This window comes from Stutzerimonas azotifigens DSM 17556 (assembly GCF_000425625.1).
Taxonomy (GTDB): Bacteria; Pseudomonadota; Gammaproteobacteria; order Pseudomonadales; family Pseudomonadaceae; genus Stutzerimonas; species Stutzerimonas azotifigens.
Map to the genome: position 1 here is coordinate 131,424 of NZ_KE384410.1, position 19,742 is coordinate 151,165.

Genomic DNA, 19,742 nt, shown 5'->3' on the forward strand with positions numbered 1-19,742 from the left:
AGAGCCTGCTCCTACAGGTGTTCGTCCAGGTTGCAGGCCGCGCCGTAGGGTGGAAGGCCACCCGTGGAAAGCCGCGAAGCGTTTTCCACCGCTGTTGGTTGCTTCCCATGAGGTTTCAGGGCTCGCCTTGCAGACATACCATTCCGTCCAGCCTCCAGCCTCCAGCCTCCAGCCTCCAGCCTCCAGCCTCCAGCCTCCAGCCCGCTCGCCTGTGCCGTCACGCCGGAATGCCGCCCTCCGCCACCTGCGCCCAGGCCCGGCGCTCGGCCTCGCGGTCGCTGTCGTCGCCGAGCGCGGCGGCACGCGCGTGGTAGGCGAGGGTGAGGGCCGTCAGGCGCGGTTCGGCGCAGGTGAGCAGGGCACCGCGGGCGACCCGCAGGAAGTTCAGGTTGCCCAGCGCCAGCGCCCGTTCGAGCCACGCCAGCGCCTCGTCCAGATGCCCGTCGGCGAGCAGCGTGACGGCATGGCTGAACTGCCCGCGGAAGTCCCCGGCCTCGGCCGAACGGCGATACCACTCGCGGGCTGCCACGGGGTCCGGCGGGCCCACGCGGCCCTCCTCGAGATAGCGGCCGACCAGGTTCATCGACTTGGCGTGGCCCTGCTCGGCGGCCTGCCGGTAACAGGCGAAGGCGCGCGCCTCGTCCCGCTCCACCCCGCGGCCGGTGGCCAGCAGGTTGGCCAGGTTGTACAGCCCCCAGTCCAGGCCCCGGGCCGCGGCGACGTTGTAATGGCGGGCGGCCTGCGCCGGGTCGGCCGCGCAGCCCCAGCCGTGCTCGAGGCAGCGCCCGGCCATGTTCGCCGCCATCGCATGCCCGCGCGCGGCGGCGATGCGGAACCACCTCAGCGCCAGCGCCGGATCGCGTTCGATGCCATGGCCATCGAGCAGGATCTGCCCGAGCAGCGCCTGGGCGTCCAGGTCGCCGGCACGCGCCGCGGCGAGGATCAGGCCGGCGGCCTGCCGCGGGTTTTCCGGTACGCCCTGGCCGGCGCCTTCCTCGCGGCGCAGCAACCAGCCCATTCAGACCTCGACCCAGCGGCGTAGCAGGTTGTGGTAGGTGCCGGTCAGCTGGATCAGCGAGGGATGGTCCGGCACGTCGCGGGTCAATTGCTGGATCGCCTGATCCATCTCGTAGAGCAGCGTGCGCTGGGCGTCCTCGCGCACCAGGCTCTGGATCCAGAAGAACGACGCCAGCCGCGCGCCGCGGGTGACCGGCTCGACGCTGTGCAGGCTGGTGCCGGGATACAGCACCAGGTCGCCAGCGGCGAATTTCACCCTGTGCACGCCATAGGTGTCCTGAATCACCAGCTCGCCGCCGTCGTAGCTGTCCGGCTCGGAGAAGAACAGCGTGGCCGACAGGTCTGTGCGCACCCGCTCGGCGCTGCCGCGCACCTGCCGCACCGCATTGTCGACGTGATAACCGAAACTGCCGCCGCCGGCGTAGCAGTTGAACAGCGGCGGGAAGGCCTTGTGCGGCAGCGCGGCGGACATGAACTGCGGGTGCTTCCATAGCCGGTCGATCATCGCCTCGGCGATCTCCCGGGCCAGCGGGTCGTCTTCGGCCAGCTGCAGGTTGTACTTGGCGCGCGCCGACTGGTAGCCGGCGGTCACGCGTCCGTCCAGCCATTGGGCGCTTTCCAGCGCCGTGCGGATGCGGGAGATTTCCTCGGACGTGAACAGCTGGGCAATGCGTAGCAGCATGGGGTCACCGGAGGCGAAAGAGGGAAAGAACCACGATCGGAGCGCGAGTATAGCGACGTAAGAAAATATTTCGGAGCTAATTGATAATTATTATCGCCATCGTTAGATTTGCATTCTTTACAAAAACAGAGGATGTGCCGATGTCCCAGCTCCAGGAATCCGTACCCCACCCGCGTCTTCTCGCGTCGGCCATCGGCGTCGCGCTCGGCGCCATGTCCGGCCAGGCATTTGCGCAGGCCAGCAACCAGAACAGCGCTGATGACCCGCTGGCGCTGGATGAAATGACCGTCGTCGGCGAGGACGCGGGTGGCTACAACGCGGGTACGTCGGCGTCGAACAAGTACACCGCACCGCTGCGCGAGACGCCGCGATCGGTCACCGTCATCACCGAACAGGTGATACAGGACACCGGCGCGCTGTCACTGACCGACGCGCTGCGCACTACCTCGGGCATCACCTTCGGGGCGGGCGAGGGCGGCAACCCGGCCGGCGATCGTCCGATCATTCGTGGCTTCAACGCCGAGAGCGATATCTTCGTGGACGGTCTGCGTGACATCGGTTCGCAGACGCGGGAGGTCTTCAACCTCGAGCAGATCGAGGTCAGCAAGGGCCCGGGCTCGGCCTATACCGGCGCCGGTTCCACCGGTGGCAGCCTCAACCTGATCAGCAAGACCGCCAAGCAGAACGATTTTCTCGATGCCGGCTTCACCTACGGGTCCGACCAGACCCGCCGCTACACCCTGGACGTCAACCGGGTGCTGACCGAGCATGTCGCCGGGCGCCTGAACCTGATGAAGCACGACGCCAACGTCGCCGGCCGCGACGGGGTCGACGTCAGCCGTTGGGGCGTGGCGCCGACCATCACCTTCGGCCTGGACACGCCGACCCGCGCGACCCTGTCCTACTACCACCTGGAAACGGACGACATGCCGGACTACGGCATTCCGCTGAGCAACGTGAACCGCAGCAAGGCGAACCCCAGCGGACCGGTTTCGGTGGACCGGGACAATTTCTACGGCCTGCGCTCGCGCGACTACCGGGAGAACACCACCGACACCGGCACCTTCGCCATCGAACACGACCTCAACGACAACCTGACGATCTCGAACAGCCTGCGCCTGGTGCGCACTACGCTCGACTACATCGTCACCAATCCGGACGACAGCCGCGGCAACGTCGTCAACGGCCTGGTGTATCGCTCGTCGAAGAACCGCAATACCACCAACGAAGGCTGGATCAACCAGACCGACCTGCGCGCCCGCTTCAGCACGGGGTTCATCGAGCACAACCTGATAACCGGGATCGAGGCGAGCAGCATCGGCGTTCACAACCATGGCTATACCGTCAACCCGGGGGCGGCGGGGTCGGCCTGCAACGCCGCCTTGCTGGCGTCCGGCGACTGCACCAGCCTGAGCGATCCCAACCCCGACGCACCCTGGACCGGTTCGGTCGACCGCAGCCTGAGCATGACCGACACCGATACCGAAACGCTGTCGGCGTACGTATTCGATACGCTCAAGCTCAACGAGCGGTGGTCGCTGAACATGGGGCTGCGCTACGACGACTATGAGACCCGCGCCAAGGGCGTCAACACGTCGACCGGCGTCACCACCCTGGCGGAGAACAACACCCATTTCTGGAACTACCAGCTGGGGCTGGTCTTCAATCCCCTTCCCAACGGCAGCATCTACGTCGCCTGGTCGACCTCGAGCAACCCGCCCGGCGAGACCGGCGGCGAGGGCGCGGACAGCCTCAGCGAGGCCAATGCCATACTCGACCCCGAGCGCAACCGGAACTACGAGATCGGCACCAAGTGGGATCTGTTCGAGCAACGCCTGTCGCTCAATGCCGCGATCTTCCGCACCGAGAAGACCAACGCCCGGGTTACCGACGCGGACGGTCTGACCCGGAACATCGGCGAAACGGAAATCAACGGCTTCGAGATCGGCGCGAGCGGCACCATCACGCCGAAATGGAAGGTATTCGCCAATTACACCTACCTCGACACCGAAATCGTCGACGCCGGCGCGGCCAACGTCGGCACCCGCACGGCGCCCATCTATGTAGAGGGGCTGGATAACGGCAACGAGGTACCGAACGCGCCGCGGAACAGTTTCAGCTTCTGGTCCACCTACCAGGTTCTGCCGAGGCTGAGCATCGGGGCCGGAGCCAGTTACGTGGATTCGCGTTTCGGCAACACCGCCAATTCGGTCGAAGTTCCGGACTACTGGCGCTACGACGCCATGGCGCAGTACCAGGTCAGCCGGAACCTCGATCTGCAGCTGAATGTGCAGAACCTGACCGACAAGCGCTATTTCGACCAGGTCTATTCCACCCATTACGCCCACGTGGCGCCGGGCCGCACGGCGTTGCTCACCACCAGCTTCCACTACTGATCGGCGGCTAACACACGCAGCCCTGCCCAGGCGGGGCTTCTCGCTTGTTCGCCAGCCCCGGAGGCCCTCCCGCTCCGGGGCCCGATGCGCTTGCACGCACCCGTCGCGACCGGCCACCCCGGCCGGCTCCCGCCGGAATCGTAGGAGCGAGCTTGCTCGCGAAGCTTTTCAGCTCGGCAGGGCGCATCCACCGCCGGGTGGGCTTCAGCCCACCGGCTCCGGCTCCGACGCCTGCACGCACCCGTCGCGACCGACCACCTCGGCCAGGCCCACCGGGATCGGGTGCGGGCCGCGGGCTCTGGTCGCAGGCAGAGCCTGCTCCTGCAGGGTCCGCCGGGGCGGGCGAGGGCGCAGCACGGGCGCTCATTCGGCCAGGCCTCCGCAAGGTCAAGAAACCTTTACTTTCCTTTACCGATCGCCCCGTATTCGGCCCGTGTGGCGCTGCCTACCATGGTCGCAAGTTGGCAGTAATCTCATCAGGGACGTCTCCATCATGCCTGCATCCTCTTCCCGCCCGGTTCGTCGCCTGTTCGCCTATGGGCTGGGCCTCGTGCTGCTCTGTGGCGCGCCCGGCTACTACTGGATCACCCACAACCAGGCGCAGGCCACCAGTGGGGCGCCGGCCCTGAGCGTGAGCCGCGGTGACATCCAGGACAACATCACCGCCCTCGGCACCCTGCAGCCGCTGGATTACGTGGACGTCGGCGTGCAGGTGTCCGGCCAGTTGCAGAAACTCCACGTGCAGCTGGGCGATCAGGTCGAAGAGGGGCAACTGCTGGCCGAGATCGACCCCACGCTGTTCGAGGCCAAGGTGGTCGCCAGCGAGGCGCAGCTGAAGAACCAGCGGGCCCAGCTCAAGGAGCGCCAGGCCCAGCACCGCCTGGCCGAGCTGCAGCTGGCGCGCCAGCGCGCCCTGTTCCGGGAGCAGGCCACCAGCCAGGAGAGCCTGGAGGCCGCCGAGGCGCAGGTCCAGGTCACCGCCGCGCAGATCGAGGCGCTGGAGGCGCAGATCGCCCAGACCGACGCCACCCTCAAGGAAAACCAGGCCAACCTGCAGTACACCAAGATCTATGCGCCGATGAGCGGGACGGTGGTCTCGCAGTCGGCCCAGCAGGGCCAGACGCTGAACGCCAACCAGCAGGCGCCGGTGATCGTGCAGATCGCCAACCTGGCGCAGATGACCGTCAAGACCCAGGTGTCCGAGGCGGACATCGGACGCCTGCGGGTCGGCATGCCGGTCTACTTCACCACCCTCGGCCAGGAGCGTCGCTGGGAGGCGACGCTGCGGCAGATCCTGCCGACGCCGGAAGTCATCAACAACGTGGTGCTCTACAACGCCCAGTTCGACGTCGCCAACCCGGACGGCCGGCTGATGACGCAGATGAGCGCCCAGGTGTTCTTCGTCAACGCCGAGGCCCACGACGTGCCGGTGGTGCCGGTGAGCGTGCTGCAGGGTCGCCGTGGCCGGCCTCACCCGCAGGGCGCGCTGTACCGCCTGAGCGTGCTGGAAAACGGCAAGCCGGTGGAGCGCGAGGTGGTCATCGGCCTGCGCGACCGGGTCAGCGCGCAGGTGGTCGAGGGGCTGCGCGAGGGTGAGCAACTGGTGGCGCCGACGAATGTGGCGGCGGCGCCGGCCGGAGGCAACCCGGGCCAGCGGCGCATGGGCCCCGGCGGACCGCGGATCTGAGGAGTCGGCCATGAGCGCCCTGATCGAACTGCGTGACGTCGAGAAGATCTACCGCAACGGCGAGCTGACCACCCAGGTGCTGCACGGGGTGTCGCTGGACATCCGGCGCGGCGAGTTCGTCGCCATCATGGGCGCGTCCGGCTCCGGCAAGACCACCCTGATGAACATCCTCGGCTGCCTGGACCGGCCGAGCCGGGGCGAATACCGTTTCGCCGGCCAGTCGGTGGGCGAGCTCGACAGCGACGGCCTGGCCGGGCTGCGCCGCCGGGCCTTCGGCTTCGTGTTCCAGAGCTACCACCTGATCTCCAGTTCCAGCGCGCTGGAAAACGTCGAGATCCCGGCCATCTACGCCGGCCGCCCGGCGCCCGAGCGCCATGCCCGCGCCGAGGAGCTGCTCACCCGGCTGGGGCTCGGCGAGCGCCTGGGCAATCGCCCCAACCAGTTGTCCGGCGGCCAGCAGCAGCGGGTCTCCATCGCCCGCGCGCTGATGAACGATGCCGAGGTGATCCTCGCCGACGAGCCCACCGGCGCGCTGGACAGCCGCAGCGGGCAGGAAGTGCTTACGCTGCTCAAGGAGCTGAGCGCCGCCGGCAAGACGGTGATCATCATCACCCACGACCGCGAAGTGGCCGAGCATGCCGAACGGCTGATCGAGATCCGCGACGGCCGCATCATCGCCGACAGCGGCGCGGCGAACCCGCCGGCGGACGCGGCGCAGGTCGTCGCCCCGGCGCCGCAGCCGGTGCCGTTGGCCGGTATCGGCCTGGCCGACACCGGCGAGGCGATCCGCATGGCCCTGCGCGCGCTGCGCGCCAACCTGTTCCGCACCGTGCTGACCCTGCTCGGCATCGTCATCGGCGTGGCCTCGGTGGTGGCCATGCTGGCGGTGGGCAACGGTGCGCGCCAGGACGTGGTCGACCGTATCAGCGCGATGGGCACCAACCTGCTGTCGGTGCGCCCCGGCGCGCCGAACATGCCGCGCTCGGCCGATGGCGTCACCGCCACCCTGACCGCCGAGGACGCCCGCGCGGTCGCGGAATTGGACAACGTCACCGAGGCGCTCGGCGAACTGCAGGGCAACGCCACCCTGCGCGTCGGCAACATCGACTACAAGACCAGCATCACCGCCACCAACGCGGCCATGCCCAGCGTGCGCGACTGGAAACTGGCCAGCGGCAGCTTCTTCACCGCCGAGGACGAGCGCACCTACGCCACGGTCGCGGTGATCGGCCAGACGGTGGCCAACAACCTGTTCCCCGAGCGCGATCCGGTGGGCCAGTACCTGCTGATCCAGAACGTGCCCTTCCAGGTGATCGGCGTGATGAGCGCCAAGGGCGCCACGCCCTGGGGCCAGGACCAGGACGACGTGGCGCTGGTGCCGTTCAGCACCGGCAGCCTGCGCCTGTTCGGCCAGCGCTACGTACAGAGCATCACCGCCCACATCGCCGACGTGGCGCGCATCGACGAGACCGAGGCGCTGATCCGCCAGGCACTGCTGGCGCGCCACAACGGCGTCGAGGATTTCCAGATCCGCAACACCGCCTCGCTGCTGGAGGCGGTGACCCAGACCCAGGACACCCTCACCGTGCTGCTCGGCTCCATCGCCGCCATCTCGCTGCTGGTGGGGGGCATCGGCGTGATGAACATCATGCTGGTCAACGTCACCGAGCGTACCCGCGAGATCGGCATCCGCATGGCCACCGGAGCGCGCACCGGCAACATCCTCCAGCAGTTCATCACCGAGGCGCTGGTGGTGTCGGCCATCGGCGGCGCGCTCGGCGTGCTGACCGGGCTCGGTGCGGCCTGGCTGATCGGGCGGCTGGGCACCGCCGTGCAGTTCACCCTGGCGCCGGTGCTGCTGGCCTTCGGCTGCGCTTTCGCCATCGGCCTGATCTTCGGCCTGATGCCGGCGCGCAAGGCGGCGCACATGGACCCCGTGCTGGCCCTGGCTTCCGATTGAGTACCCGGACGATGAACAGACCCCTGCTTTCCCTGCTGGCCGGCGCCGTGCTGCTGGCCGGCTGCAACCTCACCCCGCACTACGAACAGCCCGACCTGGCGCGCCCGGCCGCCTTCGAGCATGCCCAGGGCGCGGCCGACTGGCCGGCCGCCGACTGGTGGCGCGGCTTTTCCAGCCCCGAGCTGGAGGCGCTGATCGTCCGCGCGCAGGCCAACAACCTCGACCTGGCCACCGCCATGAGCCGGGTCCGCCAGGCCGACCTGCAGGCGCGCATCGCCGGCACCGCCCTGCTGCCCAGCCTGAGCGGCGGGCTCGGCGGCAGCCGCGCCCAGGCCTCGGACAACAACGGCGGCGGGAACAGTACGCGCTACTCCGCCAGCCTGTCGGCGAGCTACGAGGTGGATGTCTGGGGACGCAATCGCAGCAGCGTGCAGGCCAGCGAGCTGGACGCCCTGGCCAGCGCCTTCGACCGGGATACCGTGGCGCTGACCGTGACCGGCGCGGTGGCCAGCAGCTACTTCAAGGTGCTGGAGCTGCGCGAGCGGCTGCGCATCGCCGAGGAAAACCTGGCCAACGCGACACGCATCCTCGCCGTGGTGGAGGCCCGGGTGCGCCTGGGCGCCGGCACCGAGCTGGACCTGGTGCAGCAGCGCACGCTGGTGGAGCAGCGCCGCGCCGCCATCCCGTCCCTGCGCCAGCAGCGGCAGACCGCGGAAAACGCCCTGGCGCTGCTGCTGGGCGAGGCGCCGCAGGGCTTCGCCGCGCAACTGCTGGGCGACTCGCTGGCCGCGCTGACCCTGCCCGACCCCATCGCCGGCGGGCTGCCTTCGGAACTGCTGCTGCGCCGCCCCGACCTGCGCCGGGCGGAAACCGGCCTGCTGGCCGCCAACGCCGACATCGGCGCGGCACGCGCGGCGCTGTTTCCCAGCCTGTCGCTGAGCGCCTCGGGCGGCTACGACGCCGGCCTCTTCGCCAGCCTGTTCAACAGCGGCAACCTGGCCCACAGCGTCAGCGCCTCGCTGCTGCAGCCGATCTTCGACGGCGGCGCGCTGCGCAACCAGGTGCGCCTGAGCGAGGAGCGTTACCGGGAGCTGGCCGACGGCTACCGGCTGAGCGTGCTGATCGCTTTCCAGGAGGTGGAGGACGCGCTGATCGCCCTGCGCGAAGGCCAGGCGCAGCGCGACAGCCAGGCGCGGGTGCTGGTCAACGCCGAGCGCGCCTTCCGTCTGGCCGAGGCGCAGTACCGCGCCGGCGCGGCGGACGTCCTCACCGTGCTGAACGCCCAGGAAAGCTTCTTCTCGGCGCGCGACGCGCTGCTGCAGAACACCTCCGGCCAGCTGCAGAACCAGGTACAGCTGTACAAGGTGCTGGGCGGCGGCTTCGGCGAAGAAGCCTGAGGGCGTTCCTGCCACAGGTGCTGATCCGGGCAATGGAACCTGAAGCCCTCACCCCAGCCCTCTCCCGGAGGGAGAGGGGGCTGTTCTGGTGCTGGCCGCGGCCTGGTGCAGGCGCCGGTCGCAGGCTGGGGTTCGGTGCCGCACATGCCTTCCCTTCTCCCTCCGGGAGAAGGTGGCCCACAGGGCCGGATGAGGGAAGCCTGCACACAGGCCCTCACTCCAACCCTCTCCCGGAAGGGGCTGTTCTGGTATCTGGCGCGGTATGGCGGGGTACAAAAAGGCGCGTCCTCGTCAATACAGGTCCCGCCGATAGCGCCCCTGGGTTTGCAGGCGCTCGACGGTTTCCTCGCCCAGCAGCTCGACCAGCGTGTGCTGGACGTCGCGGCCCATGCCTTCGAGGCTGCCGCACAGGTAGATAGCCGCGCCCCCGTCGACCCAGCGACGCAGTTCGTCTCGCTGTTCGCGCAGCAGGTCCTGCACGTAGCGCTTGTGCGTCTGGTCGCGAGAGAAGGCGAGGTCGAGGCGGTTCAGGTGGCCGCTCGCCCGCCAGGCGTCCAGCTGCTCGCGGCAGAAGCGGTCGTGGGCCGTGCTGCGCTCGCCGAACAGCAGCCAGTTGCGCGAGCCCGGATGGGCCTGGCGCTCGCGCAGGTGCGCGAGCAGGCCGGCAAGGCCGGTGCCGTTGCCGATGAGGATCATCGGCGTGTCGGTCGTCGGGCCGTGGAAGCCCGGGTTGCGCCTGATGCGCAGCGCGAGCGGCTGGCCCACCTCGGCCGCGCGGCACAGCCAGCCGGAGCCGATGCCCGGCTCGCCGTCCGCCGTGTGCATCAGCCGTACCAGCAGCTCGAGTCGCCCGTCCGCCGGGGTGGAGGCGATCGAGTATTCACGGTGCGCCAGCGGAGCCAGCCGTTCCAGCAGGTCGCGGGGGGAGAGGCCCCGGCAGTCGTCGGGTTCGCCGGGCAGCTGCCGCTCGGCCAGCGCCTCGGCGAGCGTCTGGCCGGGCGCGGCGGGCTGCGTCGGGTTCAGGTCGAGCGCCCGGAGAAAGCGCTCGACCCGTGCCGGTGCCTGACGCGGCCCGATTTCCGCGATGTCGCCGGCCTGCCAGTGCATCAGCTCCGGCTCGGCGACGAGCCCCAGCAGGAACACCGGCCAGCCCTGGCTGCCGGGGTTCAGGCAGGTGCGGCTGTGCAATCGCCACGGCTGGTACAGGGGCGGCTGCCAATCGGCGAAATCGGTGTGGCCGGTGAGCTGGGCGAGTTCGTGCTGCCAGTGGCGCAAGGCGCCGCCGTCCAGCCGGTCGACCTCCACGGCGTCGAACAGCGGCTCGGCGCCCAGGGCATGCAGGCGCCGCTCGAGGCGTCGGCCGAATCCGCAGAAGTTCGGGTAGCGACGGTCGCCGAGGGCGAGCACCGCGTAGCGCAGGCCGTCCAGCCGGCCATCGTCGGCGAGCAGGCGGCGCTCGAAGCGTGCGCCGTTGTCCGGCGCCTCGCCTTCGCCGTAGGTGCTGACAACGAACAGCACCCGCGCACCCGCGGGCAGGGCATCCAGCGACAGGTCGGCCAGCGCGCGGCATTCGGCGCTCAGCCCGCCCTGGCGCAGCTGCTCGGCGCTGCGCCAGGCCAGTTCGTGCGCCTGACCGCCCTGGCTGGCATAGGCGACCAGGGTGTCGCCGAGCGGCCGGGCGGGCGGCTTCTGCCGACGCTGGCGCCGCCAGACGAGCGCGCAACCGGCCAGGTAGGCCAGCGTGACGGCGGCGGCGCTGACCTGGCGTTCCGGCCGCAGCCAGAACAGGGCCAGGCCCAGCGCGACGAACGCCAGCAGTGGCCAGCAGCGCGACAGGAGGGTGCGTGGATGCAAGAGGCGGCTTCCGCGGGGCCGGCCGGGCGATCGGCGCCTGGCCGGCCTTCGGCTCAGGGCGCGAGAACTTCCAGGGTCGCGCTGTAGCTGGCGCGGCGCTCGCTCGCCGGCGCTGTCACGCCGGCGGTGGTGCGGGTCTCGGCCTCCAGCCAGTACATGCCCGGGTTCGGCCAGGTAATGCTGACCTTGCCGGCTGCGTCGGTGGTCAGGTTCATCTCGCCGAGCTGGTCGCGGTAGCGGATGCCGCCGGGAATCACGCTGACCTCGACGCCGGCGGCGGGCTTGCCGTCCAGCAGGAAGACGAACTCGGCGGCCTCGCCGGCGAACAGGTCGTTGGGGTGGGTCTCGGGGCGCAGCTCCAGGCCCTGACCGGTGGGCTCCAGCACGGTTTCGCTGGGGCTGCCGGAGGTGACGAACACTTCCATGCGGGTGTTGGTCTGGCTGACCTTCAGCTCCTCGGCGTCGGCCGGTACCTGCTTGGCGAAGTCGGCGGCGCTGCCCATCCAGCGGCGCGTCTGGCCGTTCTCCTTGTAGCTGGCGAACAGCCCGGCGTTGGCCACCGCCAGCTTGTAGGTACCCTTCTGGGTCAGGTGCAGGTCGAAGGTGCTGCGATAGCGGCCGAGGCTGCCGTTCTGCGGCTGCACCTCACTGCCGTCGGGCGCCAGGACGCTCAGCCGGGCGGCCGGGCGCGGGCGCGCGCCGGGCGGGCTGCCCGCCGGTACCGCCTCGGTGTCGCCGATGCCCTGCAGGCGCAGCGGGAAATGCTCGAAATAGAAGAGGTCGTTGGAGACGGCGGCATCCACCGTGATCCACGGGTCTTCGCCCGAGAGCACCGTGGCCGACGGCAGCATCCAGGCACGGTGGGCCTCGGCGGAGAGGGGCAGGCAGACGGCGAGGGCCACGGCGGCCCATTTCAGGTTCGGTTTCATCGCAGCGCTTCCTTGAACGGGATCAGGGGGTAAGGGTGAGGGTGACGGTGCCCAGCTCGGTCTCGCCCTGGGCCTGGGCCGACTGCGGCCCGTCGACCGGCCAGCTGAAGGGCACGCGCAGCAGTTCGCGACCGCCGACCTCGCGCGCCGCCTCGACCACCAGTCGGTAGTCGCCGGGCTCGAGCCCGGCCAGCGGCGGCCGGGTGCTGTCGAATTTCAGCTGGTGGGTGCCGACCGCCCGGGTTGCGCCGCTGAGGCCGTCGACCGGCATGTCGAGCTGGCGTCCGCTGCGCCGCCACCATTGGCGCAGGTCCTTCAGCCATTTCTCGCCCTCGTCGTCCTTCAGCTTGAGGTCGTACCACACGGCGAGGTCGGCGACGTGCTGCTGGTCCGGCCGCTCCAGCCAGATGGCGACGTAGGGCCGATGGTATTCGGCGACGTTCAGACGCGGGATCTGCACGCCGACCTCCAGCTCCCCGGCGAGCGCCGGTGCAGCGAGCAGGGCCAGGGGCAACAGCAGGGCTTTGCGCATGGGGATTCCTCAGTGAATGAACAGCAGGGCGAGCAGCAACGGAACGACCAGCCCCAGCCCCACCATCGGCCAGGTCGTCGGTCGCGCGCCGGCGTGGCGTTGCAGGAGCAGCAGGCCGGTGAGGCTGAAGACCACGCAGGCGACGGCGAACAGGTCGATGAACAGGCTCCAGGCGCCGCCGGTGTTGCGGCCCTTGTGCAGGTCGTTGAGATAGGCGATCCAGCCGCGATCGGTGGATTCGGAGAGCAGTTCGCCGGTCTCTGGGCTCAGGCTCAGCCAGGCATCGCCGCCGGGGCGAGGCAGGGCGACGTAGAGTTCGCCGTCGGTCCATTCCGCCTCGCGGCCGTCGAGCGACAGCTGCAGTTCGCTTTCCAGCCATTGGCGAAGCGGCTCCGGCAAGCCCTGTTCGGGCGGGGCCTCGAGCAGTGTTCGCTGGAGAGGCTCGGGCAACTGCCCTTCGTGCGAGCTGATCGCCGGGCGGGCCTCGATCTGCGCCGCGTGATTGAGGGTGATGCCGGTGAGGGCGAACAGCAGCATGCCGACCAGGCACAGCGCCGAGCTGATCCAGTGCCATTGGCGCAGGGTGCCGAGCCAGAGTCGCATGGAGCGTTCGATCCGTCTTGAGATGGTGGCCGATTCTAGGAGGTCGAACGAAAGAATGCTAAGGATTTACCGTTAGCATACATTCTCGTTTAGGTGGCGCCGGCAAATGGCGCCATGCGGCGTTGCGGGACTTGGCAAGGGTTCACCAGTGCCTGCATCCCGCGCCTTGGATCGCCGCCCGGCCTGGCGCCATTTGCGCAGCAAGGTGGCTCGCGGCGAAACGGCAACAGACCCTAGGGCATCTGCACTTCGATGACGCCGTCGGCGTTGACGGTCAACTGCTGGGTGCCGGCCTCGATCTCGGCGGCGGGCGCCGAATCCATCATGGCCTTCATCGCCACGCCGCGAGCCATCGGCTGGAAGCCGCCGGAGCCGAGGTTGAGCGAGACGATGCGGTAGCCGCTGCCGCCCAGCGCCCGGGTCGCCAGCTCGGCGCGCGCGCGGAAGGCGGCCACGGCATTCTCCAGCAGCGCATCCTCGTTTTCCTTGCGGATGACGTCGGACACGCTAAAGCGCATTTCGCCCATCTTCAGGGTCTGCATCAGCTCGGCGGTGAGCTGCGACAGCGCGGCGAAGTCGGCGCTTTCCAGGCGCAGCTCGGCGCGTTCGCGCCAGCCGCTGATGCGCTCGCCTTTCTCGCTGTAGACCGGGTAGCTGTTGCGGTTGCCCTGGCTGACGGTCACCCCCTTGGCCTTGCGCGCGCGCTCGAGTGCGGCGTTCAGCGTGCGGGTGGTCTGGGCGGCCAGCTGCGCGGGGTCCTCACTCTGCGATTCGGTGAAGAGGGTGACGTGCATGAGGTCGCGGGCGACTTCGCTGCTGACCTCGGCACGCAGGGAGACCTGGTTGTAGCGCGGCTCGTCGGCGTGGGCCGGAAGCTGGGCGAGGGCGCCGGACATCAGCAGCAGGGCGGCAGGCAGAAAGCGAGTGGCAGGCATGGTGCGTTCCTTGTGGAGAGGAAATGGATCGCGCTGACTCTAGCGCGCGAGCCCTGGTTGCGCAGCCTTTCTCTGCGTCGCGTTGCCGCACGTCAATAGGGCTGTGACGGGCTTCGTTATACTCCGCCGGTCATTGGAGACCTCATGTACGCACCCGTCCAGCTGCTGTCGGCCAGTCGCCAGAACCTGCTGCGCCTGACGCTCATCCGTGTCCTCGTCCTCGCCGCCCAGGCTGGCTCCGTCGGAATGGCCTATGCCATCCACCTGCTGCCGCTGCCCTGGCTCGCGCTGTGCGTCACCCTGGCCGTCTCGGCGGCGCTGTGCCTGGCCACCGCGCTGCGCCTGCGCGGTCCCTGGCCGGTCACCGAGCAGGAATACGCGGCGCACCTGGGCGTCGACCTGATCATCCACAGCGTGCTGCTGTACTACACCGGCGGTTCGACCAACCCCTTCGTCTCCTACTACCTGGTGCCGCTGACCATCGCCGCGGCCACGCTGCCCTGGCTGTACTCGATCGTCCTCTCCGGCCTCGCCCTGGCCGCCTACACGCTGCTGCTGGCCTGGTACGACCCGCTCGACCTGCCGCCCGGTTATCGCGCCACGCTGCAGATCTACGGCATGTGGCTGAGCTTCGTGCTGGCGGCCGGGCTGATCACCTTCTTCGTCGCGCGCATGGCCGAGGAGCTGCGCCGCCAGGAACAGCGCCAGGCGCAGCGCCGCGAGGAAAGCATGCGCGACCAGCAACTGCTGGCGGTGGCCACCCAGGCCGCCGGCGCGGCGCACGAACTGGGCACCCCGCTGGCGACCATGAGCGTGCTGCTCAAGGAGCTGCGCCAGGAGCACCGCGACCCGCAGCTGCAGGACGACCTCGGCCTGCTGCAGGCGCAGGTGCAGCTGTGCAAGGAGAGCCTGCAGCAACTGGTGCGCGCCGCCGAGGCCGACCGCCGCCAGGCGATCCGCGAGCAGACCGCGCTGGAATGGGTCGACGCGGTGCTGCGGCGCTGGCACCTGATGCGACCCGAGGCGACCTACCGCTTCCAGAGCCTCGGCCGCGGCAGCGCGCCACGGCTGATGCCGCCGGCCGACCTCAGCCAGGCGCTGCTGAACCTGCTGAACAACGCCACCGACGCCTCGCCGGAAAACCTCGACATCCGCCTGGACTGGGACGCGCAGTGGGTCAAGCTGACCATCCGCGACCACGGGCCGGGCGTGCCGCTGGCCATCGCCGAACAGATCGGCCGGCCGTTCTTCACCACCAAGGGCAAGGGTTTCGGCCTCGGCCTGTTCCTCAGCCAGGCCAGCGTGACCCGCGCCGGCGGCACGGTGAAGTTGTACAACCACGAGGATGGCGGCACATTGACCGAGCTGCGCCTGCCGCACGGCGTGGCCAGACCCTGACGCCAACCGAGGAGCTGACATGACAGACGAGACGACGCTCGACGGCGAAGAGCAGCCCCATCTGCTGCTGGTCGACGACGATCCCACCTTCACCCGCGTGATGGCGCGCGCGATGAGCCGGCGCGGGCTGCGCGTGAGCATCGCCGGGTCCGCCGACGAAGGCCTGATGCTGGCCCGCCAGGACACGCCGGACTACGCGGTGCTGGACCTGAAGATGGAGGGCGACTCCGGGCTGGTGCTGCTGCCCAAGCTGCTCGAGCTCGACGCCGAAATGCGCGTGCTGATCCTGACCGGCTACTCGAGCATCGCCACCGCGGTGGAGGCGATCAAGCGCGGCGCCTGCAACTATCTGTGCAAGCCGGCCGACGCCGACGACGTGCTCGCCGCGCTGCTTTCCGAGCATGCCGACCTCGACAGCCTGGTACCGGAAAACCCGATGTCGGTGGACCGCCTGCAGTGGGAGCACATCCAGCGGGTGCTCGCCGACCACGACGGCAACATCTCCGCCACCGCCCGCGCGCTGGGCATGCACCGCCGCACGCTCCAGCGCAAGCTGCAGAAGCGCCCGGTCAGGCGCTGAGCGGGCAGGCCGCTCCGTGCGCCCGCTAACGCGGGCGCACGGCAGTCACCCAAGCGGCTGACAAATTCTTTAACATATCGGCCTCTGTCAGCCGATCCGCCCCGCCCATGCTCGCGCTCCTCCTCCAGACGTTCAGCGTTACCGCGCCGGTCTTCGTCATGCTGCTGCTGGGCATGGCGCTCAAGCGCCTGCGCGCGATCGACGACGCCTTCATGAACACCGCCTCGAAGCTGGTGTTCAACGCGACCATGCCGACCCTGCTGTTCCTCTCGATCCTCAAGGCCGACCTGGAGACCGCGCTGCAGCCGGCGCTGCTGGCCTACTTCCTGCTGGCCAACGTCGCCGGCTTCTTCCTCATCTGGGCCTGGGCCTGCTGGCGGGTACCGGTGCAGGAGCGCGCGGTATACGTGCAGGGGGCGTTCCGCGGCAACAACGGGGTGGTCGGCCTGGCGCTGGCGACCAGCCTCTACGGCGACCTCGGGCTGTCGCTCGGCGGCCTGCTGGCCGGCGCGGTGATCCTCGTCTACAACGGGCTGTCGGCGATCATCCTGGCGATCTACAACCCCAGCGGCGGGGCCAGCGTGCGCGCCATCGCCCTCAGCATCGCCAGGAACCCGCTGGTGATCGGCGTGGTCTCGGCCATTCCGTTCGCCTACTGGAAGATCCAGCTGCCGGCGTGGGTGCTGACCTCCGGCATGTACTTCGGCGAGATGTCGCTGCCGCTGGCGCTGATCTGCATCGGCGGATCGCTGTCGCTCTCGGCGCTGCGCGAGGGGCGCGGCCCGGCGATCGGCTCGAGCCTGATGAAGATGGTCTGGTTTCCGGCGGTGTTCACCCTGATCGCCTGGCTGCTGGGGTTCCGCGGCCCGGAGCTGGGCGTGCTGTTCCTCTATTTCGCCAGCCCGACCGCCGCCGCCAGCTACGTGATGGCGCGGGCGGCCAACGCCAACTACCAGCTCGCCGCGGCCATCATCGTGCTGACCACGCTGGGCGGGGCGCTGACCATCAACCTCGGCATGCTGTTGCTGCTGAGCCTCGGCTGGATCTGACCGCTCAGGCCTGGCCGCGCTGGCTGCGCCAGGCGCGCGTGGCCAGCACCAGCAGGGTGACGGCGGTCAGCGGCAGGGCGTAGCCGACCACGGCGTGGCCGAACACCTCGGCCAGCGGCCGGCCGGTGCTGGCCATCACCAGGTAGGTGGTGTAGGCCACGTAGTAGGCGACGAACAGCAGGCCTTCCCAGCGCGCGATGCTGTAGCCGGTGAAGAAGATCGGCAGGCAGGCGATCGCCACCGCGATCATCACAGGGAAGTCGAAGGCCAGCGCGTTGGCGGCGACCGGAATCGGCTGCGGCGACACCAGCGCGGCCAGCCCGAGCACGCAGAGCAGGTTGAAGATGTTGCTGCCGACGATGTTGCCAACGGCGATGTCGCGCTCGCCGCGGATGGCCGCCATGACCGAGGTTGCCAGCTCGGGCAGCGAGGTGCCGACGGCGATCACCGTCAGGCCGATGACCAGTTCCGACAGGCCGAGCGCGCGCGCCAGCGACACGGCGCCCTCCACCAGGAAGTCCGAACCGAGCACCAGCAGCACCAGGCCGGCGATCACCAGCACCGCGTTGATCAACCAGGCGTAGGGCTTGGCGGCCTGCTCGACGCCGTATTCCTCGGCGAACTCGTCGTCCGCGGCGGCCTTCTCCTTGCGACTGCTGACGATCAGGAACAGGGTGTAGGCCAGCACGCCGGCGAACAGCAGGGCGCCGTCGAGACGGCTCAGCGTGCCGTTGAGGGCCAGCGCGTAGGTCACCAGGCTGGCGCCGATCATGATCGGCACGTCGAGGCGGATCAGCTGGCGCGACACCACCAGCGGGGCGATCAGCGCGGTCGCGCCGAGGATCAGCAGCACGTTGGCGATGTTGCTGCCGATCACGTTGCCGATCGCGATGTCGCCGCTGCCCGCCAGCGAGGCCTGCACGCTGACCGCGGTCTCCGGGGCGCTGGTGCCGAAGGCCACCACCGTCAGGCCGATGATCAGCGGCGGGATGCCGAACTGCGCCGCCAGCCGCGCGGCACCGCGCACCAGCACCTCGGCGCCGGCGACGAGCAGGACGAGGCCGGCGATCAGGTACACGAAAGTCATCAGCGTCACGGGGAAGCTCTCCTGTGGGGCAAGGTCAGCGCGGGTGCCTGAGGGCACGCAGGAAGGTCACCAGCACGACGGTGCAGGTCAGCGGCAGCGCGTACCAGGTCATCGCGTGACGGAACAGTTCGAGGGCCGGCAGGCCGGTGGCGAACAGTACCAGATAGAGGGTGTAGGCCAGGTAGTAGGCGAAGAACAGCAGCCCCTCCCAGCGGTTGATGTGGTAGCCGGAGAAGAAGATCGGCAGGCAGGCGACGAACACCGCGAGCATCACCGGGAAATCGAACGCCAGCGCGTTCGGCGAAATCGACAGGCCGTCCGCCGCGGCCACCGCCGCCGCGCCGATCACCAGCAGCAGGTTGAAGATCGAACTGCCGACCACGTTGCCCACCGCGATGTCCCGCTGTCCGCGCAGCACCGCCAGCATCGAGGTCGCCAGTTCCGGCAGGCTGGTGCCGACCGCCACCACCGTGAGCCCGATGAGCAGCTCCGACAGGCCCAGCGCCCGGGCCAGGGTGACCGCGCCCTCGACCAGCAGCCTGGCGCCGCCGACCAGCAGCACCAGGCCGAGGGTCACCAGCAGCAGGTCGGTGAGCCAGGCCAAGCGGCTCGGGCGCACCTCGGGCATGTCCGCCTCGATGGCCGGTGGGGTGGCCTGGCCGCGACGGCTGAGCAGGAACAGCGTGAGGGTGTAGACCACGATGCCGGCGAGCAGCAGCAGGCCCTCCAATCGTCCCAGCCGGCCGTTCCAGGCCAGCGCGTAGGTCAGCACGCCGGCGCCGATCATCACCGGCACGTCGAGCCGCACCAGCTGGCGCGACACCGACAGCGGCGCGATCAGCGCCGAGAGGCCGAGAATCAGCAGGATGTTGGCGATGTTGCTGCCGAGCACGTTGCCCACCGCGATGTCGCCGCTGCCGCTGAAGGCCGCCTGGACGCTCACCGCCGCCTCGGGCGCGCTGGTGCCGAAGGCGACCACGGTCAGCCCGATCGCCAGCGGCGACAGGCCGATGCGCACGGCCAGCCTGGAAGCGCCGCGTACCAGGGCTTCGGCGCCGATCACCAGCAGCACCAGGCCGGCGACGAGAAAGGCGAAAGTGGTCAGTGACATCCACGCTCCGTCGGTTCAGAGGTCGGCTTCGATACGCACGCGGACCACGCCGTCGTCGAGCATGCCGAGCTTGCGCGCCGCGGCGCGCGACAGGTCGATGATGCGGCCGGTCTGGTAGGGGCCGCGGTCGTTGATGCGCACCGTGACCTGGCGCCCGTTGTCCAGGTTGGTCACCCGCACCTGCGTGCCGAAGGGCAGCGAGCGGTGCGCGGCGACCAGCGCATTCTGGTCGTGACGCTCGCCGTTCGCGGTGCGCTCCCCGTGGTGCATGCGGGCGTAGAACGAGGCCTTGCCTTCCTGGCTGAAATGCCGCTCGCGCGGGGCCGGCGCCGGCTCGCGGTCGGCGCCGGGGCGCGGCGTGGGAACCTCGGCGCAACTGGCCAGCAGCACGGCCGCCAGCAGGGCGATGAGCGGGGAACGCAACGAGAGGCGCATGGGGGAGCCCTTCCTGTCGATGACGGCGCAGCAGGCCTCCGACCCTGCCGTCAGCGGGCAGGCGGCGCTACCGCACGCCCACCCGTCGCG

At 69.5% G+C, this 19,742-nt stretch carries 17 protein-coding genes; 7 read left to right on the forward strand and 10 right to left on the reverse strand.

Features of this window, described 5'->3' with window-relative positions:
* Positions 1–217: 217 nt before the first annotated feature.
* A complete protein-coding gene (locus H610_RS0113965) occupies positions 218–1,018 on the reverse strand; it encodes a tetratricopeptide repeat protein (protein ID WP_028240243.1) in 801 nt (266 codons plus the stop codon).
* The gene (locus H610_RS0113970) at positions 1,019–1,699 is read right to left on the reverse strand and encodes a Fe2+-dependent dioxygenase (RefSeq protein ID WP_028240244.1); all 681 of its coding nucleotides are present in this window, start codon (positions 1,697–1,699) and stop codon (positions 1,019–1,021) included.
* A gap of 140 nt (positions 1,700–1,839) precedes the next feature.
* Between H610_RS0113970 and H610_RS0113975 the strand changes: the two genes are divergently transcribed.
* The 4 genes from H610_RS0113975 (at position 1,840) to H610_RS0113995 (ending at position 9,139) form a co-directional block, all read left to right on the forward strand.
* Positions 1,840–4,095, forward strand: coding sequence for a TonB-dependent receptor (locus H610_RS0113975; protein WP_028240245.1), 2,256 nt, complete (start codon positions 1,840–1,842; stop codon positions 4,093–4,095).
* Positions 4,096–4,588: 493 nt separating this feature from the next.
* The gene (locus H610_RS23925; RefSeq protein WP_051231759.1) at positions 4,589–5,782 is read left to right on the forward strand and encodes an efflux RND transporter periplasmic adaptor subunit; all 1,194 of its coding nucleotides are present in this window, start codon (positions 4,589–4,591) and stop codon (positions 5,780–5,782) included.
* 10 nt (positions 5,783–5,792) lie between these two features.
* Positions 5,793–7,742 (forward strand): MacB family efflux pump subunit, encoded by a 1,950-nt coding sequence (locus H610_RS0113990; RefSeq protein ID WP_051231761.1) that lies wholly within the window; start codon positions 5,793–5,795, stop codon positions 7,740–7,742.
* An 11-nt stretch (positions 7,743–7,753) separates the two neighbouring features.
* Positions 7,754–9,139, forward strand: a complete 1,386-nt coding sequence (locus H610_RS0113995) for an efflux transporter outer membrane subunit (RefSeq protein WP_051231763.1) — start codon at positions 7,754–7,756, stop codon at positions 9,137–9,139.
* Positions 9,140–9,430: 291 nt separating this feature from the next.
* Here H610_RS0113995 and H610_RS0114000 read toward each other — a convergent pair whose 3' ends face one another.
* From H610_RS0114000 to H610_RS0114020, 5 genes are all read right to left on the reverse strand, one after another.
* A complete protein-coding gene (locus tag H610_RS0114000; RefSeq protein WP_028240248.1) occupies positions 9,431–10,993 on the reverse strand; it encodes a sulfite reductase subunit alpha in 1,563 nt (520 codons plus the stop codon).
* A gap of 53 nt (positions 10,994–11,046) precedes the next feature.
* Positions 11,047–11,922 (reverse strand): DUF4198 domain-containing protein, encoded by an 876-nt coding sequence (locus H610_RS0114005; protein ID WP_028240249.1) that lies wholly within the window; start codon positions 11,920–11,922, stop codon positions 11,047–11,049.
* Between the two features lie 22 nt (positions 11,923–11,944).
* On the reverse strand, positions 11,945–12,454 hold the full coding sequence (locus H610_RS0114010) for a DUF2271 domain-containing protein (protein WP_028240250.1): 510 nt from the start codon (positions 12,452–12,454) through the stop codon (positions 11,945–11,947).
* A gap of 9 nt (positions 12,455–12,463) precedes the next feature.
* Complete coding sequence (locus H610_RS0114015) at positions 12,464–13,057, reverse strand: PepSY-associated TM helix domain-containing protein (protein WP_028240251.1); 594 nt, start codon at positions 13,055–13,057, stop codon at positions 12,464–12,466.
* A gap of 233 nt (positions 13,058–13,290) precedes the next feature.
* Entirely contained in the window at positions 13,291–13,992 is a 702-nt protein-coding gene (locus H610_RS0114020) for an SIMPL domain-containing protein (RefSeq protein ID WP_028240252.1), read from the reverse strand.
* Positions 13,993–14,136: 144 nt separating this feature from the next.
* On the opposite strand from H610_RS0114020, the gene H610_RS0114025 reads away from it, so the two are divergent.
* From H610_RS0114025 to H610_RS0114035, 3 genes are all read left to right on the forward strand, one after another.
* On the forward strand, positions 14,137–15,390 hold the full coding sequence (locus tag H610_RS0114025) for an ATP-binding protein (protein WP_028240253.1): 1,254 nt from the start codon (positions 14,137–14,139) through the stop codon (positions 15,388–15,390).
* 19 nt (positions 15,391–15,409) lie between these two features.
* A complete protein-coding gene (locus tag H610_RS0114030; RefSeq protein WP_028240254.1) occupies positions 15,410–15,970 on the forward strand; it encodes a response regulator transcription factor in 561 nt (186 codons plus the stop codon).
* A 107-nt stretch (positions 15,971–16,077) separates the two neighbouring features.
* Positions 16,078–17,019, forward strand: coding sequence for an AEC family transporter (locus H610_RS0114035; protein WP_028240255.1), 942 nt, complete (start codon positions 16,078–16,080; stop codon positions 17,017–17,019).
* A gap of 4 nt (positions 17,020–17,023) precedes the next feature.
* Here H610_RS0114035 and H610_RS0114040 read toward each other — a convergent pair whose 3' ends face one another.
* From H610_RS0114040 to H610_RS0114050, 3 genes are read right to left on the reverse strand one after another with little or no spacing between them, the layout of a single operon-like run.
* On the reverse strand, positions 17,024–18,115 hold the full coding sequence (locus H610_RS0114040; RefSeq protein ID WP_028240256.1) for a calcium/sodium antiporter: 1,092 nt from the start codon (positions 18,113–18,115) through the stop codon (positions 17,024–17,026).
* Between the two features lie 25 nt (positions 18,116–18,140).
* Entirely contained in the window at positions 18,141–19,217 is a 1,077-nt protein-coding gene (locus H610_RS0114045) for a calcium/sodium antiporter (RefSeq protein WP_028240257.1), read from the reverse strand.
* A 15-nt stretch (positions 19,218–19,232) separates the two neighbouring features.
* Entirely contained in the window at positions 19,233–19,652 is a 420-nt protein-coding gene (locus H610_RS0114050; protein WP_028240258.1) for a septal ring lytic transglycosylase RlpA family protein, read from the reverse strand.
* Between the last annotated feature and the right edge of the window lie 90 nt (positions 19,653–19,742).

Bases quoted from the DNA above. Each gene is read 5' to 3' on its own strand.
- H610_RS0113990 (WP_051231761.1), top strand. From the start codon at position 5,793: ATGAGCGCCCTGATCGAACTGCGTGACGTCGAGAAGATCTACCGCAAC.
- H610_RS0113970 (WP_028240244.1), bottom strand. From the start codon at position 1,699: ATGCTGCTACGCATTGCCCAGCTGTTCACGTCCGAGGAAATCTCCCGC.
- H610_RS0114015 (WP_028240251.1), bottom strand. From the start codon at position 13,057: ATGCGACTCTGGCTCGGCACCCTGCGCCAATGGCACTGGATCAGCTCG.
- H610_RS0114030 (WP_028240254.1), top strand. From the start codon at position 15,410: ATGACAGACGAGACGACGCTCGACGGCGAAGAGCAGCCCCATCTGCTG.
- H610_RS0114010 (WP_028240250.1), bottom strand. From the start codon at position 12,454: ATGCGCAAAGCCCTGCTGTTGCCCCTGGCCCTGCTCGCTGCACCGGCG.
- H610_RS0113975 (WP_028240245.1), top strand. From the start codon at position 1,840: ATGTCCCAGCTCCAGGAATCCGTACCCCACCCGCGTCTTCTCGCGTCG.
- H610_RS0114020 (WP_028240252.1), bottom strand. From the start codon at position 13,992: ATGCCTGCCACTCGCTTTCTGCCTGCCGCCCTGCTGCTGATGTCCGGC.
- H610_RS0114005 (WP_028240249.1), bottom strand. From the start codon at position 11,922: ATGAAACCGAACCTGAAATGGGCCGCCGTGGCCCTCGCCGTCTGCCTG.
- H610_RS0113995 (WP_051231763.1), top strand. From the start codon at position 7,754: ATGAACAGACCCCTGCTTTCCCTGCTGGCCGGCGCCGTGCTGCTGGCC.
- H610_RS0114045 (WP_028240257.1), bottom strand. From the start codon at position 19,217: ATGTCACTGACCACTTTCGCCTTTCTCGTCGCCGGCCTGGTGCTGCTG.
- H610_RS0114050 (WP_028240258.1), bottom strand. From the start codon at position 19,652: ATGCGCCTCTCGTTGCGTTCCCCGCTCATCGCCCTGCTGGCGGCCGTG.
- H610_RS0113965 (WP_028240243.1), bottom strand. From the start codon at position 1,018: ATGGGCTGGTTGCTGCGCCGCGAGGAAGGCGCCGGCCAGGGCGTACCG.
- H610_RS0114025 (WP_028240253.1), top strand. From the start codon at position 14,137: ATGTACGCACCCGTCCAGCTGCTGTCGGCCAGTCGCCAGAACCTGCTG.
- H610_RS0114035 (WP_028240255.1), top strand. From the start codon at position 16,078: ATGCTCGCGCTCCTCCTCCAGACGTTCAGCGTTACCGCGCCGGTCTTC.
- H610_RS23925 (WP_051231759.1), top strand. From the start codon at position 4,589: ATGCCTGCATCCTCTTCCCGCCCGGTTCGTCGCCTGTTCGCCTATGGG.